Genomic DNA, 14,316 nt, shown 5'->3' on the forward strand with positions numbered 1-14,316 from the left:
TGCTATCTCCTAAGATCGCCGATAAAGCGCGAGTCGCGCTCCAGGCGAATGCTGTTGTCGATTTCAGACTCAATGGTTAATACAATTTCATGGCTTGGCTGGGTGATCGCATCTGCGTTAGCGGTCACGGTAATGGCCTCAGAGCGTGACTCACCCGCCGGCACGCTAATCGTGTCTTGGTCTAGGCGCAAACCTTCAAGACCCGAGGCACTGAGGCGGTAGGTGTGATCACGGTCATCGAGGTTACGCACCGTAAGGCTGTAAGAATTGCTGATGCGACCATCGCGCGTGACTTGGTAGAGCTGAGTACGCTCGCGCTCAGCTTCGACATCAAGCGGCATACGGTCGTTCACCGCCCAAGCGAACGCGCCAACCATCACCAGTAAAGCAGCCAAATAGCCCATCAGACGAGGGCGCAGAATATGCGTGGGCTTGCCCTCTAGAGCATTTTCCGTGGTGTAGCGAACCAATCCACGCGGGTATCCCATTTTGTCCATCACGCTGTCGCAAGCATCAATACAAGCGGCGCAGGTGATGCACTCGTACTGTAGGCCGTCGCGGATATCGATTCCGGTAGGGCAGACCTGCACACATAGGTCGCAATCGATACAGTCGCCGTGCCCGGCAGCGCGAGCCTCTTCATGGCTTAGGCTTCTTTTACGCCTACCACGCGGCTCGCCGCGATCCGCATCGTAAGAAACAATCAGGGTATCGCGGTCGAACATCACCGACTGGAAGCGCGCGTACGGGCACATGTAGATGCACACTTGTTCGCGCAGCCAGCCAGCATTTAAGTAGGTGAACACCAAGAAAAAACCGACCCAGAAGTAAGACCAGCCGTCAGCTTGCAGGGTGGCTAAATCAATGACCAAATCACGGATGGGGGTGAAATAGCCAACAAATGTTACGCCCGTGGCGAAGGCAATAAACAGCCACGCGGCGTGTTTCACTCCCTTGCGCGCGAATTTTTCTTTTGTCAGTGGCTGTTTATCGAGTTTGATGCGCTTGTTGCGCGGTCCTTCGATGCGGTGCTCAAGCCAAATAAACAGAAACGTCCAGACGCTTTGTGGGCAGGTGTAACCACACCAAACGCGCCCGGCAAACACGGTGATTAAGAAAAGGCCAAAGGCGCAGATAATCAGCAACCACGACAGCAGAACAAACTCCTGCGGATAAAACGTCGCAGTGAAAATGTGAAACTCACGGCCCGGTAAGTCAAACCAGATGGCCGGTCGACCGCCAATGTTGATCCAAGGAAGAAGAATAAACGCGAGCATCAACGCCCAGTTGGCACTGCGTCTCACCTTTTGAAAGAAGCCCTTAATTTCACGCACGTAGATATGCTCGCGTTCGGCATACATACTTTGCGTGACGGCTTCGCCCTTAGATGAACGCTGATTTTGCGGCTTAGGGGTGACGTCTTTACTGGGTATCTTTTCCATAACAAAATCGCAACTCAAGGAGGCGGGAGAGCAATAGTCTAACGGTTTAGCCGTCAAAAAAGGGTGCGGCCTGCGGCCGCACCCTTTGATCACACATCAGCTAGTGCTTAGTCATTAAAGCGTAAGCTGTAGACGTAGGCAGCAACTAGGTGCACGCGCTCTTCACCAATGTAAGCAGCCTGGGCCGGCATGTGCCCATTACGGCCATTACGCAGCGTTTGGCGGATCGAGTCAGCTACCTCTTGCCCCGGCGCTAAATAGAGCCAGGTATCGTTGGTCAGGTTAGGCGCGCCCAACGCGGTATTGCCCGTTCCTTGCGGCGTGTGACACGCAGCACAGACCGACATAAAGGTGCTTTCGCCTTGTTCAGCACGGTCTTCGTCATGCTCTAGGCCTGAGAGAGACAGCACATACTGAGTGAGATTCTCAATGTTGTTTTCACCCAGCTGCTGCCAGGACGGCATCAAGCCATTACGCCCGTTGTTTAGCGTAGTCACGATGTTTTCCGGTTCACCACCGTAAAGCCATTGATTGTCGGTGAGGTTGGGGAAACCATAACCACCTTGGGCGTTAGAACCGTGACAAACCGCACAGTTGTTTTGGAAGATACGCTCCGCCACCTGCATGGCTTCCTGGTCTTTCGCCAGCTCTGGAATAGGAACTTCCTGATACTGGGCGAAAATCGGTGCAAAACGCTCTTCCGCCTGTGCAACTTCTTTTTCCCACTGCCCTTCTTGAGACCACCCTAGAACACCCTCGAAGTTACCGAGGCCAGGGTAAAGAATCAGGTAGCCGATAGAAAAGATAACGGTACCCACGAACAGCTGGAACCACCATTTGGGTAGCGGATTGTCATACTCTTCAATCTCATCGGCGGCATGGCCTGTGGTTTCCACATTGCCTTCACTATCGGGCGTTTTGTCTGTTTTGCGGTTCGCAAACAACAACCAAGCGCTGATCGCAATGGTGCCGAGTGTGATAACAATGATCCAGGCACTCCAAAAGCTGGATAAGGAGTCGCCCCATAAATTATTCATGTGTTCTTATCTCCCCTGTCGTGGCGGGAATCTGCTTTATCTTGCGGTGAGGTAGGCTTGCCACGGGACGGTTGCTCATCGTCATCGGCGAAGGGTAGGTTAGCTGCTTCGTCGAAGTCCGGTTTGCGACGCTTCGAATAGGCCCACCAGACAAGCCCCAGAAAAGCGATAAGTAGCACCAGCGTGATAAGCCCGCGAAAAGTTCCCATATCCATAACTTAACGATTGTCCTTGAGCACGGTTCCTAACTGCTGTAAGTAAGCGATTAGGGCAGTAATTTCCTGCGTGCCGCGTACTTCAGCCGTTGCGTTGTCGATCTGCTCATCGGTGTACGGTACACCTAAGCTTTTCAGCGTGCTCATCTTGGCTGGCGTATCTTCACCGTCGATCGTGTTTTCGAACAGCCATGGGTAAGCCGGCATAATCGATTCTGGCACTACGTCGCGCGGGTTATACATGTGCGCGCGGTGCCAATCATCGCTGTAACGGCCGCCGACACGGGCGAGATCCGGGCCAGTACGCTTGGAACCCCACAGGAAGTTGTACTCGTAGACCTGTTCGCCGGCGACGCTGTACGGGCCATAGCGCTCGGTTTCAGCGCGGAACGGGCGAACCATCTGCGAGTGACAGCCAACGCAGCCTTCGCGGCGATAGATGTCACGCCCTTCAAGCTCCAGGGCGGTGAGGGGCTCAAGCCCCTCAACGGGTTCCGTGGTCTGCTTTTGGAAGAACAGTGGGACGATTTCGGCCAGGCCACCGAAACTGATCACAACCAGTATCAATACGGCAAGTAGGCCAACGTTCTTTTCAACAATTTCGTGTTTCATTGGTCTCAACTTCTCCGTTTAAGCAGCTTGCGGTGCCGGCTGCTGACTAATGGCTTCGTTGCGTTTGATCGTACGGTAGACGTTGTAGGCCATGATCAGCATACCGGTGACCCAAAACAGACCGCCGACCAAGCGAACAAAGTAGCCCGGTGCGCTGGCCTCGACCGCTTCAACGAAGGTGTACATCAGCGTGCCGTCTGGGTTGATGGCGCGCCACATCAGGCCTTGTAGGATACCGTTGACCCACATAGAGGCGATGTACAGTACGGTGCCGATAGTGGCCAGCCAGAAGTGAACCGCAATCAAATTAACCGAGTGCATCTCAGTACGGCCGAACAAGCGTGGAATGAGGTGGTACATCGAGCCGATGGTGATCATGGCAACCCAGCCAAGCGCGCCAGCGTGCACGTGACCAATCGTCCAGTCGGTGTAGTGCGACAGAGCGTTCACGGTCTTAACAGCCATCATTGGGCCTTCAAACGTCGACATGCCATAGAAGGAAAGAGCTACGACGAGGAAGCGCAACGTCGGATCGGTGCGCAGCTTATGCCAAGCGCCGGAGAGCGTCATCATGCCGTTGATCATGCCGCCCCAGGAGGGTGCCAGCAAGATAATGGACATTACCATACCGAGCGACTGTGCCCAGTTGGGCAGCGCGGTGTAGTGCAGGTGGTGGGGGCCGGCCCACATGTACACCATGATCAGCGCCCAGAAGTGAACGATAGAAAGACGATAAGAATAAACCGGACGCTCGGCTTGCTTAGGCACGAAGTAGTACATCATGCCGAGAAAGCCTGCTGTCAGGAAGAAACCTACGGCATTGTGGCCATACCACCACTGAACCATTGCATCGATGGTGCCAGCGTAGATGGAGGTGGAGTACATGGCGGTAACGGGGATGGCGGCATTATTAACGATATGCAGCACGGCAATCGTTAAAATGAACGAAGCAAAGAACCAGTTAGCCACGTAGATATGCGAGGTTTTACGCTGCTTAATCGTCATTAAGAAGATTAGCGCGTAAGTAACCCATACGACGGCGATCAAAATGTTGATCGGCCACTCCAGCTCGGCATATTCCTTGGTGGTGGTATAGCCCAACGGAAGTGTGACAACGGCGGAGAGAATAACCGCTTGCCAACCCCAGAACGTAAATGCCGCAAGCTTGTCGGAGAACAGACGAGTTTGGCAGGTACGCTGAACAACATAATAAGAGGTGGCAAAAAGCGCCGATCCGCCAAACGCGAAGATAACGGCATTAGTGTGGAGAGGGCGGAGACGCCCAAAGCTTGTCCAAGGTAATCCGAGGTTCAGTTCTGGCCATACCAGCTGTGCGGCGAGGATGACACCGATCGTCATTCCCACGATGCCCCACACAACAGTCATGATCGCGAACTGCCGAACTACCTTGTAGTTGTAGGTCGGGTGTTCAATTGCTGTGCTCATTTCATGTTCCCATCGAACGCGGTTAAGGGGGTAACCCGGTGTTATTGTGCCCGGGTGCGACCACCCGCTTGATGATGCAGGTCAATATCCGTTAGGGATTCTAGCGCAGCTAACGCATAACCTGAACACACCAATTGGTTTAGCCAGCATTACTGAGATATCTCATGCGCCATTATGCCGAGCAAGGTTACGCCGAAATCAATCGCACTGTATTTCATCGAGAGTTACAAAAAGGGGGTAGTGGCGCCTTTTATATCGAGGGCCGCGGTCCTGTGACGCTTCAAGGCGAGCCTATTTTGGGGCATTTGCTATTTGCCCATGGGGCGGGGGCGGGGCAAGATTCTGCTTTCATGCGTCAATTTGTCACCTCCTTGGCACGCTGCGGGGTGCAAGTGCTGACGTTGGATTTCAGCTATATGCAGCAGATGCACGAAAGCGGTCGTCGACGCCCACCGCCTAAGGTCGATAAGCTTGTCGACGAACTGGCCCAATGGTGCCGCTTTGTCGAACAGGTTTTACCCAGCCCCCTCTGGGTCGGCGGCAAATCGATGGGCGGACGAGTGGCGAGCATGCTGGCGACTCAACAGTCGGTTGCAGGCGTTATTGTGGCGGGTTACCCGTTCCATCCGGCGCGCACGCCTGAAAAACGTCGACTTGCCCACTGGCCGCAGGTGGCGTGCCCTGCGTTAATTATTCAGGGCGAACGCGACCCTCTTGGCACTCGCCAAGAAGTTGAAGGTTATACGCTTCCCGCCAATGTGAATGTTGAGTGGTTAACAGAGGGTGATCACGACTTTAAACCGCGGCGCTCAACTGGACTATCTCAGCAAGTTTTAATTGACGAGGCTGCATTACTTGCGGCATCCTTCGTCCGCGCTTGCACAGCAGCTAGCGGTGGGTGAGAAATCTACACCGAGATAAGAAATAGGGTTGACTTATCAAGCCGCTTAGGTAGAATGCAGCGCCACGTGACCAGCGGGTGGTTAGCTCAGTTGGGAGAGCACCAGCCTTACAAGCTGGGGGTCACTGGTTCGAACCCAGTACCACCCACCACTTTGTGGTTCCCTGTTCGCGTTAGTAATAGAAAGTCGAGTAAAAGAGACAGTAAGAGAAAAGCAAATGCTTTTGATGTTTTATGTGGACCGGTAGTTCAGTTGGTTAGAATGCCGGCCTGTCACGCCGGAGGTCGCGAGTTCGAGTCTCGTCCGGTCCGCCAACATCACATGCCAATCGTTATTTCTCACTTTATCGTTATGTGGACCGGTAGTTCAGTTGGTTAGAATGCCGGCCTGTCACGCCGGAGGTCGCGAGTTCGAGTCTCGTCCGGTCCGCCACGATAAACCTGTACTCCCTGGGTGGTTAGCTCAGTTGGGAGAGCACCAGCCTTACAAGCTGGGGGTCACTGGTTCGAACCCAGTACCACCCACCATTTAAAAGATCTTAATTGAGTTCTTTTAAACGGTAGCAACAAACGCTTTGTCTGCGGACCGGTAGTTCAGTTGGTTAGAATGCCGGCCTGTCACGCCGGAGGTCGCGAGTTCGAGTCTCGTCCGGTCCGCCATTAAGCGATATCAGCATTGCTGACAGAATTTATAAAGCCCCAGGCCATTGGTCTGGGGCTTTTTCGTCGTTGATCCTTTTAGCCGGGAATTACGCTAACCGCGGCCTTAGCCACCTGCACATCCTGGTCGGGTTTGACGCCGGAAATGCCCACGGCACCGACGACATTACCGTCGACGATGATAGGGACGCCGCCAGACAGCAGCCCTTGCAACGGGGCGGAAACAAACGCCGTGCGTCCACCGTTGATCATCTCTTCAAATACTTGCGTTTCCTTGCGCCCCATTGCAGCGCTACGGGCTTTTTGCGTGGCGACGTCGGCGGTAAACGGTGCTGCACCGTCAAGGCGGCGCAGGGCAAGCAAGTGGCCGCCGTCGTCAGCTACGGCAACGGTGATCGCCCAACCTTCGCGTTCGGCTTCTTTTTGGGCAGCGTCGAGTACGTGGTTGACGTCGGCTTGCGCTAAAACGGCTTTGGTTTGCATGGTGATATCCTTTTGATTTCCAGGGGGTTTTAGATAATGGTTCAGGCTATTATTGAGCAATATCAGGCTAGCGCCGTATCGACGACTTCGATCCAGTGGCGTACCGGCGTGCGGTTAGCGCCAGCCAAATGGGTCTGGCAGCCGATATTGGCGGTGACGATCATTTCCGGGTTACCTGCTTCCAGCGCGTTGAGCTTGTTATCGCGAAGTTCGGTGGCCAGTTCCGGCTGCGTGATGGAGTAGGTGCCCGCCGAACCGCAGCATAAGTGAGCGTCTTGCACCGGTGTCAGCGCAAAGCCGAGTTGGGTAAGAACGCCTTCCACCGCGCCATTGAGTTTTTGCGCGTGCTGCAAGGTGCACGGGCAGTGAAACGCCAAGCGCTGGCTGGTTTTAATTTGCAGTTCGTCTAGCGGCTCGTCGCGCAATATCTCAACTAAATCTTTGGCCAGCGCGCTGATTTTCTGCGCTTTGTCGGCATACGCCGGGTCGTTTTTGAGCATCTCGCCATACTCTTTAACGAAGGCACCACAGCCGCTTGCGGTTTGCACGATAGCTTCAGCACCGTGTTCGACGTGCGGCCACCAAGCGTCTATATTGGCGCGAATGCGCTCGCGGCCCTCTTCCTGGGCGTTCAAGTGAAAATCAATCGCGCCGCAGCAGCCAGCTTCGGAAACCGGCGTGACGCTAATGCCCAAACGGTCGAGCACGCGTGCCGTCGCGGCATTGGTGTTGGGCGAAAGTCCGGGCTGAACGCAGCCCTCAAGCATCAACACCTGGCGCGAATGGCGGTCGGCGGCGGGACGCATGCCTGCATCCACCGGCGCTGGTGGCATCTTATCGCGTAGCTTACCCGGGACGAGCGGCTTAAACGTTTGGCCGAGCTTTAACAGCGCGGCGAAGCGCTTCGGATCTACCAGCATTTTGCGCAGTGCATAGCGCTGCGCGCGCTCGGCGGCCGGGCGCGGCACGCGGCGTTCGATTTCAGCGCGGCCGATATTGAGCAGCTTGTGATACTCGACGCCAGACGGGCAGGTGGTTTCGCAATTCTGGCATGTCAGGCAGCGGTCGAGGTGAAGCCGCGTCTCTTCGGTGACTTGGTCGTCATCTTCGGGGCTCTCTAACAGCTCCTTCATTAAATAGATGCGCCCGCGTGGGCCGTCGCGCTCATCGCCTAGCAACTGATAGGTGGGGCAGGTGGCGTTGCAAAAGCCACAGTGTACGCAGGTGCGAAGAATGCGCTCGGCTTCCTGAATATGCGGCTTCTGGCGGTCAGCGTCGGTAAAGTGCGTCTGCATGTCAGCTCTCCTCAATAAAGCGCGGGATTAAAACGCCGCATAAAGACGACCGGGGTTGAAGATGCCGTGGGCATCAAGCTCCGCCTTCAGGTTGCGGTGATACTTCTCCACCACCGGGTTGAGTGGGGTGAAGGGGTCGGCCGCGCCGCCGTATGCCGCTGGCGTATAGCAGGTGGCATGGCCGCCAGCGTGTTGACACGCCTGGCGCAGCGTCTCGGCGTCGAGTGAGGTTTTGACAAAACGCTGGCTGCCGGCCCAATCGTAGAAGATATCGCTTTCGGGAATATCCAGCGCTAACGGCGGGGTGTTGGGGGGTAGCGACAACCGCCATAGCGCCTTGTCGTTATTTTGGGTGAAGAAGGCGTGCTCCAAGTCGCGCAGCTCCCGCCAGAAATCTGCGTCGAGCGCTTCGCCACCCAGGCGGTCGCGGGTCGCGTTTATCGAGCTTTTGCCGCCTTCCAAGCGCAGGAATAACTCGCCATCGTGCCAGGCGGCGGCGGTAATCGGCAGCGGCTGGCGGCCGAGTTCCGCGAGTTTTTTGAGCGCGTCGCTCAAGGGTAGTGAGAGCTTCAGGCTGTGGCTCGCGGTGGGTTTGGGCAGCACCTTAAAGGAGATATCCGCCAGCACACCGAGCGTGCCCTGCGCGCCGGCCATTAGGCGTGACATATCGTAGCCGGCGACGTTTTTCATCACCTCGCCGCCAAAGCGCAAGAGTTTGCCTTCTTGGGTAATCACGTGGGAGCCGAGAACGAAATCACGCACGGCCCCGGCCCAAGGGCGCCTTGGACCGGAGAGACCGGTGGCCACGGCGCCGCCGATGGTGCTGGCCGCGCCAAAGCGCGGCGGCTCGAAGGCGAGCATCTGGTTATGCTCGGCGAGCGCGGCTTCCAGCGCACTGATGGGGGTGCCTGCGCGCACGGTCACCACCAGCTCAACCGGGTCGTAGTGAACAATGCCGCTGTGCTCGGCGATGTTAAGGGGCTCTCCCTCCACGGGGCGGCCGTAAAAGGCGCGGGTATCGGCGCCGACGATGCGAAGCGGCGTGCGCTTCGCGTGGGCTTTTTTCACCTGCTCGCACAAGGCATCGGCGATATCGTGCTCGGCAGTCTGTGTCGTCGTGTCGGTCATGATCTTTCCTGCGGGCCAATCAGAAACGGGGCAGTTCCGGGTGCGGAAGCTCGTTATTGTGCACGTGCATGGCGCCAAACTCTGCGCAGCGGGCGAGTGTGGGGATGTTCTTGCCCGGGTTAAGCAAACGATCCGGGTCAAACGCTGCCTTCAGCGCGTGAAACACCGTGAGCTCATCGGCTTGGAATTGGCTGCACATCTGGTTGATTTTCTCGCGCCCAACACCGTGCTCACCGGTGATAGAGCCGCCGGCGGCCACGCAAAGCTCGAGGATTTTGCCGCCCACGTCCTCGGCGAGCTCGAGTTCCCCTTCCCGGTTGGCATCAAACAGAATCAGCGGGTGCATATTGCCGTCACCGGCGTGGAAGACGTTGGCGACTTTCAAGCCGCTCTCTTCCGAGAGGGCGGCGATGCCTTTGAGCACGCGAGGCAGCTCGCGGCGCGGAATCGTGCCGTCCATGCAGTAGTAGTCCGGCGACATACGGCCTACTGCGGGGAAGGCGTTCTTACGCCCGGCCCAGAATCTAGCGCGTTCGGCTTCGTCGCGGGCCTGCTGAATATCGGTGGCGCCGGCTTTTTCCAGCACCGCGCGAACAGTCTCGCAGTCGTCGTCGACGTCCGCTTCGACACCGTCAAGCTCGCACAAAAGAATCGCTTCGGCATCGACCGGGTAACCGGCTTTGACGAAGTCTTCGGCGGCTTTGATCGCAAGCTTATCCATCATTTCCAGTCCGCCGGGGATAATGCCGGCAGCGATAATCTCGCCCACGGCGCGGCCGGCTTTCTCGACGTCGTCAAAGCTTGCCATCAACACCTTGGCGGTTTCCGGCTTGGGCAAAAGCTTCACGGTGATTTCGGTAACCACGCCGAGCATGCCTTCTGAGCCGTTCATCAGGGCGAGAAGATCGAACCCCGGCGCGTCGAGTGCTTCTGAGCCAAGCGTCATGGTTTCGCCTTCAATAGTGACGATATCCACACGCATGACGTTGTGAACAGTGAGGCCGTATTTCAAACAATGGACACCGCCGGCGTTTTCCGCCACGTTGCCGCCAATTGAGCAGGCGATTTGCGAAGAGGGGTCCGGCGCGTAGTAGAGCCCGTAGGGCGCGGCGGCCTCGGAGATTGCCAGGTTGCGGACACCCGGCTGTACACGCGCCATGCGGGCGTCCGGGTCGACGCTCAAAATCTGTTTGAAGCGCGACATCACCAGCAACACGCCCCGCTCAATTGGTAACGCCCCGCCGGAAAGGCCGGTGCCCGCCCCGCGTGTCACCACCGGTACGCCGAGGGCATTGCAGCGTTTGAGTAGCGTCTGTACCTCGTCGAGGGTTTCCGGTAGCGCGACCAGCATGGGCAGAATGCGGTAGGCGGCAAGGCCATCGCACTCGAAAGGGCGCAAGTCTTCTTCACGGTGCAAAAGCGCAAGAGAGGGTATGGACGTTTGTAGATCGCGTAAGACGTCGGCTTTTTCAAACGACTTCAGCTCGCCATCAAGGCGTTCATCATAATGAATGTTCATGGCTGCTCCTGAGCGGGAGGAGGGCGTAGGAAAGTAGTGAATCCAATCTTATGGAAAAGGTTTCCATAAATCTACTTCTAGCAAACAATCCGAAAACCTTTTGCATATAAAGTGGATTAACACCTCACCAAGATAGCTCAACCTCACCGAGAAAGGTTCCCGGTGAGGCGAACGTGTTCGACTAACAGATGCGTTTAACCACTTAGCGCACGCATAAGCGGATCGCTAATACCGATGACATAGAAACCAATTAGTGCGATCAAACCGGTTGCAACAAGATAGTAGATGGTCGGCAAGATGGTTTTACGGATGGTGGTGCCTTCTCGTCCCAGCAGCCCAACCGTTGCCGATGCCGCCACCACATTGTGAATGGCAATCATGTTACCGGCGGCCGCGCCGACGGCTTGCAGCGCTACCATAAAGGCCGTGGAGACGCCGAGCTGGTTCGCTACGTTGAACTGGAAATCTGACAGCATCAGGTTAGAGACGGTGTTTGAACCGGCAATAAAGGCCCCCAGAGCGCCCACCATCGGCGCAAAGAACGGATACACACCACCGACACCGTCGGCCACGAAGCGTGCCATGGCAACCGGCATGGAGACAAGATCCGAGCCGTTAACGCCTGAGTTGATCAAAATACGCACCATCGGGATGGTGAAGATCAACACAAAACCGGCGCCTAGAATGGTTTTCGATGAGTCACTAAACGCCGCTTTTAGCTCGCCGAGTTTCATGCGGTGTAACACTGCGGTCACCAATACCACGGCCAGCAGGATGCCACCCGGCAGATAAAGCGGCTGAATGCTACCGCCAATGCCTTCGCCAAGGATATCGTTCCAACCAAACGCGAAGGAGGTCAAAGCACTTTTCAGCGGCTCGATTACGCGCGACGCGACCAAAAAGACCGCCAGCAGCACGTAGGGCAGCCAGCCCATGAAGGTAGAGATCGGCGCTTTGCCAGCAATGTCGTCCATTTTGAGTTCGAGCTTGCCGATCCACTCGTCAGGCCAAGACGTCGACTCAGGGAAGTCCCAGGTGTCTTTAGGAATCAAGAAGCCACGACGTGCGGCAGGTACCACGATGGCAAGGCCGACCATAGCGCCAATCATTGACGGGAACTCCGGCCCGAGCAACACACCTGCCAGCATATAAGGCACCACGAAGGCAACGCCGGCAAACAGCGCGAACGGCGTGATCGAAAGGCCTTCTTTCCAGGAGCGATTAGCGCCGAAGAAGCGCACCATGATGACGACCATGATCAGCGGCATCAAAACGCCCACGATGCCGTGGATCACTGCCACTTCACCCGCAATCAAACGGAAATACTCCATCCAGGTATAGCCGCCGGTTTCCAGCGCTTCGGTGATGCCACCACGGTCCAAGCCGCCGGTAACCCCCACGACAATCGGCGTACCGACCGCGCCAAAGGAGACCGGTGTAGACTGAATCATCATACCCACGACGACAGCAGCTAGCGCCGGGAAGCCTAACGCTACCAATAGGGGCGCGGCGACGGCGGCCGGTGTACCAAACCCGGAAGCGCCTTCGATAAAGCAGCCAAATAGCCACGCGACGATAATCGCCTGTACCCGGCGGTCAGGACTGATGCCCGAAAAGCCTTTGCGAATAGCCGTAATACCGCCCGAATGCTTAAGCGTATTCAGCAGTAGAATGGCGCCGAAGATAATCCACAGAATTGCAACCGTCAGAATGAGCCCTTGGAACGTTGACGCCAGAATACGCGAAAACGCCATGTCCCAAGCGAGAAGGCCGATCAGTGCGGTGACCATGAAGACAATCGGCATGGCTGTTTTGGCTGCCATCCGAAACCCGATCAACAGCACGCCTGCCAGTACCAGCGGCACGAAAGCAAAAAGTGCAAGAGTTGTTTCATTCATGGGAGGAACGTCCCTTCGTTATTGGTGATGTGCTCCAGAAAGACTTTTAGCCGCCAAAGCGACTCGCATGTCGCAGCGAAAGATACGGAGTCGATGGAGGAATGACTACCGATGGATAATTGGTCTTACCAATAATTTATTGTAAGGAATGCAAAAAATCTCCGCGATTATGGCGCTAATATATTGTTTTTTATAAGTATTTATTCAGGATAGAAAAGTGGCCGCTGGAGGAGTCGTTAGACTAATAGACAATTATGGGTTGCAGCGCTACACATGGGTTGGCTTGAGCAGGCGCTGACCCACTTGCTAACGTCGCGAAGTGCGGCCATGGTGAAACGCTTACTAACAAGAGTAATAAGGATACTGCGATGACACGTACGCTCTATGATTTGTGTGGCCGCGATGAACGACTACGTTTTTCCCCTTACTGCTGGCGCGTGCGGATGTCGCTCGCGCATAAAGGGCTAGAGACCCATTTTAAGCCTTGGCGGTTTTTGCAAAAAGACGAGCTCGCCTTCGCTGATTACGACAAAGTGCCGGTGTTATGCGACGGCGATAAGGTTGTGACCGATAGTTTCGAGATCATGCGTTACTTGGATGCCGCCTACCCCGAGGCACCGCTTTTAGGCGAAGGAGTAAGCTATCAGCGTGCGCTGTTTTTTAAGCATTTTGTTGAACGTAGTGTCACACCCTCTCTCTTTCGCATCGTGGCGCTGGATTTGCTTGCCGCCATTCACCCTGATGATCGCGCCTATTTTCGGGAAACCCGTGAAGCCCGTTTTGGCTGCACACTAGAAGCGTTCCATCAGCCGGAACAAGGGCGTCAGGCGCTGCAGAAAACGTTGGCGCCGGTACGCGAATTATTGCGTGAAACGCCCTTTCTCGATGGCGAGGTGCCCAGCGGTGTCGATTACTTGTTGTTTGGCAGCATGATGTGGGCGTATTGCGTGTCAGAACAGGCGCTCGCGCCCCCAGACGATGACGTCGCGCACTGGTTTGAACGCATGCTAGCCCAGTATGACGGGTTGGCGGCTAGGGCCTTCACGGTGCGCGATTTGCCGGCAGGCTAAGGAATGAAAAAAATCATGTTGCACTGCACAAAAAGCCCTGCTAGCTTGAATATCAGAAGAGGTTAACGCCTCTTGAAACCGCTAGCAGCGCTGCTGCTGACGAGTTAACTCACTGCAGGAGAACGTGCCATGAATAAGGCCGCTGAAAAAAACACGCAACAGCTCAATACTATTTTTGTTTCGCCCATGCGCAGCTACACGATTGCCGCGCTTGATTATTACGATCAGGTAGTGAGCGCTCAGCTCGACGCTGCTCGTGCTTACACCGATATGTCGGTTTCGCAGATGCGCACATGGCTAGATGTCCAAGACGCCGACAGCCTGAAAAAAGCGGTGGATAGCCAGCAGAAAGCCGCAGGCGACATGGTCGAGCGCTTTAAAGGCGATGCGGAAAAGCTTACCTCGCTGGGGCAAACTTTCATGCAGGAAAGCCAAAAGATGACGGAACAAAACGTGAAAAATGCCACTGAAGTAACGCAGAAAGCGGCTAACGAAGCGACGCAGAAAATCGCTAATCAATAAGCGAGATTTGTTGTCCACAAACGCCACGGCCTAACCGCCGTGGCGTTTTTGATTGTGCCCTCTTGCGTACACGTTACCGAACTTGCAA

Annotated in this window: 13 protein-coding genes and 5 tRNA genes; 8 read left to right on the top strand and 10 right to left on the bottom strand. The window is 55.8% G+C overall.

Features of this window, described 5'->3' with window-relative positions:
• Nucleotides 1-2: 2 nt before the first annotated feature.
• The 5 genes from ccoG to ccoN all read right to left on the bottom strand — a co-directional run bounded on the left by ccoG (nucleotide 3) and on the right by ccoN (nucleotide 4,752).
• Nucleotides 3-1,442 carry a cytochrome c oxidase accessory protein CcoG gene (ccoG, locus tag HZS81_RS04135; protein ID WP_179929285.1) on the bottom strand — a complete coding sequence of 480 codons (1,440 nt, stop codon included), beginning with the start codon at nucleotides 1,440-1,442 and terminating at the stop codon, nucleotides 3-5.
• A 107-nt stretch (nucleotides 1,443-1,549) separates the two neighbouring features.
• Entirely contained in the window at nucleotides 1,550-2,479 is a 930-nt protein-coding gene (gene ccoP, locus HZS81_RS04140; RefSeq protein ID WP_179929286.1) for a cytochrome-c oxidase, cbb3-type subunit III, read from the bottom strand.
• A complete protein-coding gene (locus HZS81_RS04145) occupies nucleotides 2,476-2,694 on the bottom strand; it encodes a cbb3-type cytochrome oxidase subunit 3 (RefSeq protein WP_179929287.1) in 219 nt (72 codons plus the stop codon). The genes ccoP and HZS81_RS04145 overlap by 4 nt, the downstream gene beginning before the upstream one ends.
• 3 nt (nucleotides 2,695-2,697) lie before the next feature.
• Entirely contained in the window at nucleotides 2,698-3,306 is a 609-nt protein-coding gene (gene ccoO / locus HZS81_RS04150) for a cytochrome-c oxidase, cbb3-type subunit II (protein ID WP_179929288.1), read from the bottom strand.
• Between the two features lie 18 nt (nucleotides 3,307-3,324).
• The gene (gene ccoN, locus HZS81_RS04155) at nucleotides 3,325-4,752 is read right to left on the bottom strand and encodes a cytochrome-c oxidase, cbb3-type subunit I (RefSeq protein WP_179929289.1); all 1,428 of its coding nucleotides are present in this window, start codon (nucleotides 4,750-4,752) and stop codon (nucleotides 3,325-3,327) included.
• Between the two features lie 164 nt (nucleotides 4,753-4,916).
• Here ccoN and HZS81_RS04160 point away from each other — a divergent pair, with 164 nt between their 5' ends.
• The 6 genes from HZS81_RS04160 to HZS81_RS04185 all read left to right on the top strand — a co-directional run bounded on the left by HZS81_RS04160 (nucleotide 4,917) and on the right by HZS81_RS04185 (nucleotide 6,313).
• Nucleotides 4,917-5,654 (top strand): alpha/beta fold hydrolase, encoded by a 738-nt coding sequence (locus HZS81_RS04160; protein ID WP_179929290.1) that lies wholly within the window; start codon nucleotides 4,917-4,919, stop codon nucleotides 5,652-5,654.
• A gap of 75 nt (nucleotides 5,655-5,729) precedes the next feature.
• Nucleotides 5,730-5,805, top strand: a tRNA-Val gene (locus HZS81_RS04165).
• A gap of 86 nt (nucleotides 5,806-5,891) precedes the next feature.
• A tRNA-Asp gene (locus tag HZS81_RS04170) sits at nucleotides 5,892-5,968 on the top strand.
• 41 nt (nucleotides 5,969-6,009) lie between these two features.
• Nucleotides 6,010-6,086 (top strand) — tRNA-Asp (locus tag HZS81_RS04175).
• A gap of 19 nt (nucleotides 6,087-6,105) precedes the next feature.
• Nucleotides 6,106-6,181 (top strand) — tRNA-Val (locus tag HZS81_RS04180).
• Between the two features lie 55 nt (nucleotides 6,182-6,236).
• Nucleotides 6,237-6,313 (top strand) — tRNA-Asp (locus HZS81_RS04185).
• A 78-nt stretch (nucleotides 6,314-6,391) separates the two neighbouring features.
• Here HZS81_RS04185 and HZS81_RS04190 read toward each other — a convergent pair.
• From HZS81_RS04190 to HZS81_RS04210, 5 genes are all read right to left on the bottom strand, one after another.
• Nucleotides 6,392-6,796 carry a heme-binding protein gene (locus HZS81_RS04190; RefSeq protein ID WP_179929291.1) on the bottom strand — a complete coding sequence of 135 codons (405 nt, stop codon included), beginning with the start codon at nucleotides 6,794-6,796 and terminating at the stop codon, nucleotides 6,392-6,394.
• 62 nt (nucleotides 6,797-6,858) lie between these two features.
• Nucleotides 6,859-8,091, bottom strand: a complete 1,233-nt coding sequence (gene glcF, locus HZS81_RS04195; RefSeq protein ID WP_179929292.1) for a glycolate oxidase subunit GlcF — start codon at nucleotides 8,089-8,091, stop codon at nucleotides 6,859-6,861.
• 27 nt (nucleotides 8,092-8,118) lie between these two features.
• Nucleotides 8,119-9,219, bottom strand: a complete 1,101-nt coding sequence (glcE, locus tag HZS81_RS04200; RefSeq protein ID WP_179929293.1) for a glycolate oxidase subunit GlcE — start codon at nucleotides 9,217-9,219, stop codon at nucleotides 8,119-8,121.
• 19 nt (nucleotides 9,220-9,238) lie between these two features.
• A complete protein-coding gene (glcD, locus tag HZS81_RS04205) occupies nucleotides 9,239-10,738 on the bottom strand; it encodes a glycolate oxidase subunit GlcD (protein ID WP_179929294.1) in 1,500 nt (499 codons plus the stop codon).
• A 194-nt stretch (nucleotides 10,739-10,932) separates the two neighbouring features.
• Nucleotides 10,933-12,636 (bottom strand): L-lactate permease, encoded by a 1,704-nt coding sequence (locus HZS81_RS04210; RefSeq protein WP_179929295.1) that lies wholly within the window; start codon nucleotides 12,634-12,636, stop codon nucleotides 10,933-10,935.
• A 368-nt stretch (nucleotides 12,637-13,004) separates the two neighbouring features.
• Between HZS81_RS04210 and HZS81_RS04215 the strand changes: the two genes are divergently transcribed.
• Together HZS81_RS04215 and HZS81_RS04220 are read left to right on the top strand one after the other, a co-directional pair.
• Complete coding sequence (locus tag HZS81_RS04215) at nucleotides 13,005-13,706, top strand: glutathione S-transferase N-terminal domain-containing protein (RefSeq protein ID WP_179929296.1); 702 nt, start codon at nucleotides 13,005-13,007, stop codon at nucleotides 13,704-13,706.
• Between the two features lie 129 nt (nucleotides 13,707-13,835).
• On the top strand, nucleotides 13,836-14,228 hold the full coding sequence (locus tag HZS81_RS04220) for a phasin family protein (RefSeq protein ID WP_179929297.1): 393 nt from the start codon (nucleotides 13,836-13,838) through the stop codon (nucleotides 14,226-14,228).
• Nucleotides 14,229-14,316: the final 88 nt, after the last annotated feature.

The sequence above is a fragment of the Vreelandella salicampi genome (assembly GCF_013415105.1).
In the GTDB taxonomy this organism is placed as follows: Bacteria; Pseudomonadota; Gammaproteobacteria; order Pseudomonadales; family Halomonadaceae; genus Vreelandella; species Vreelandella salicampi.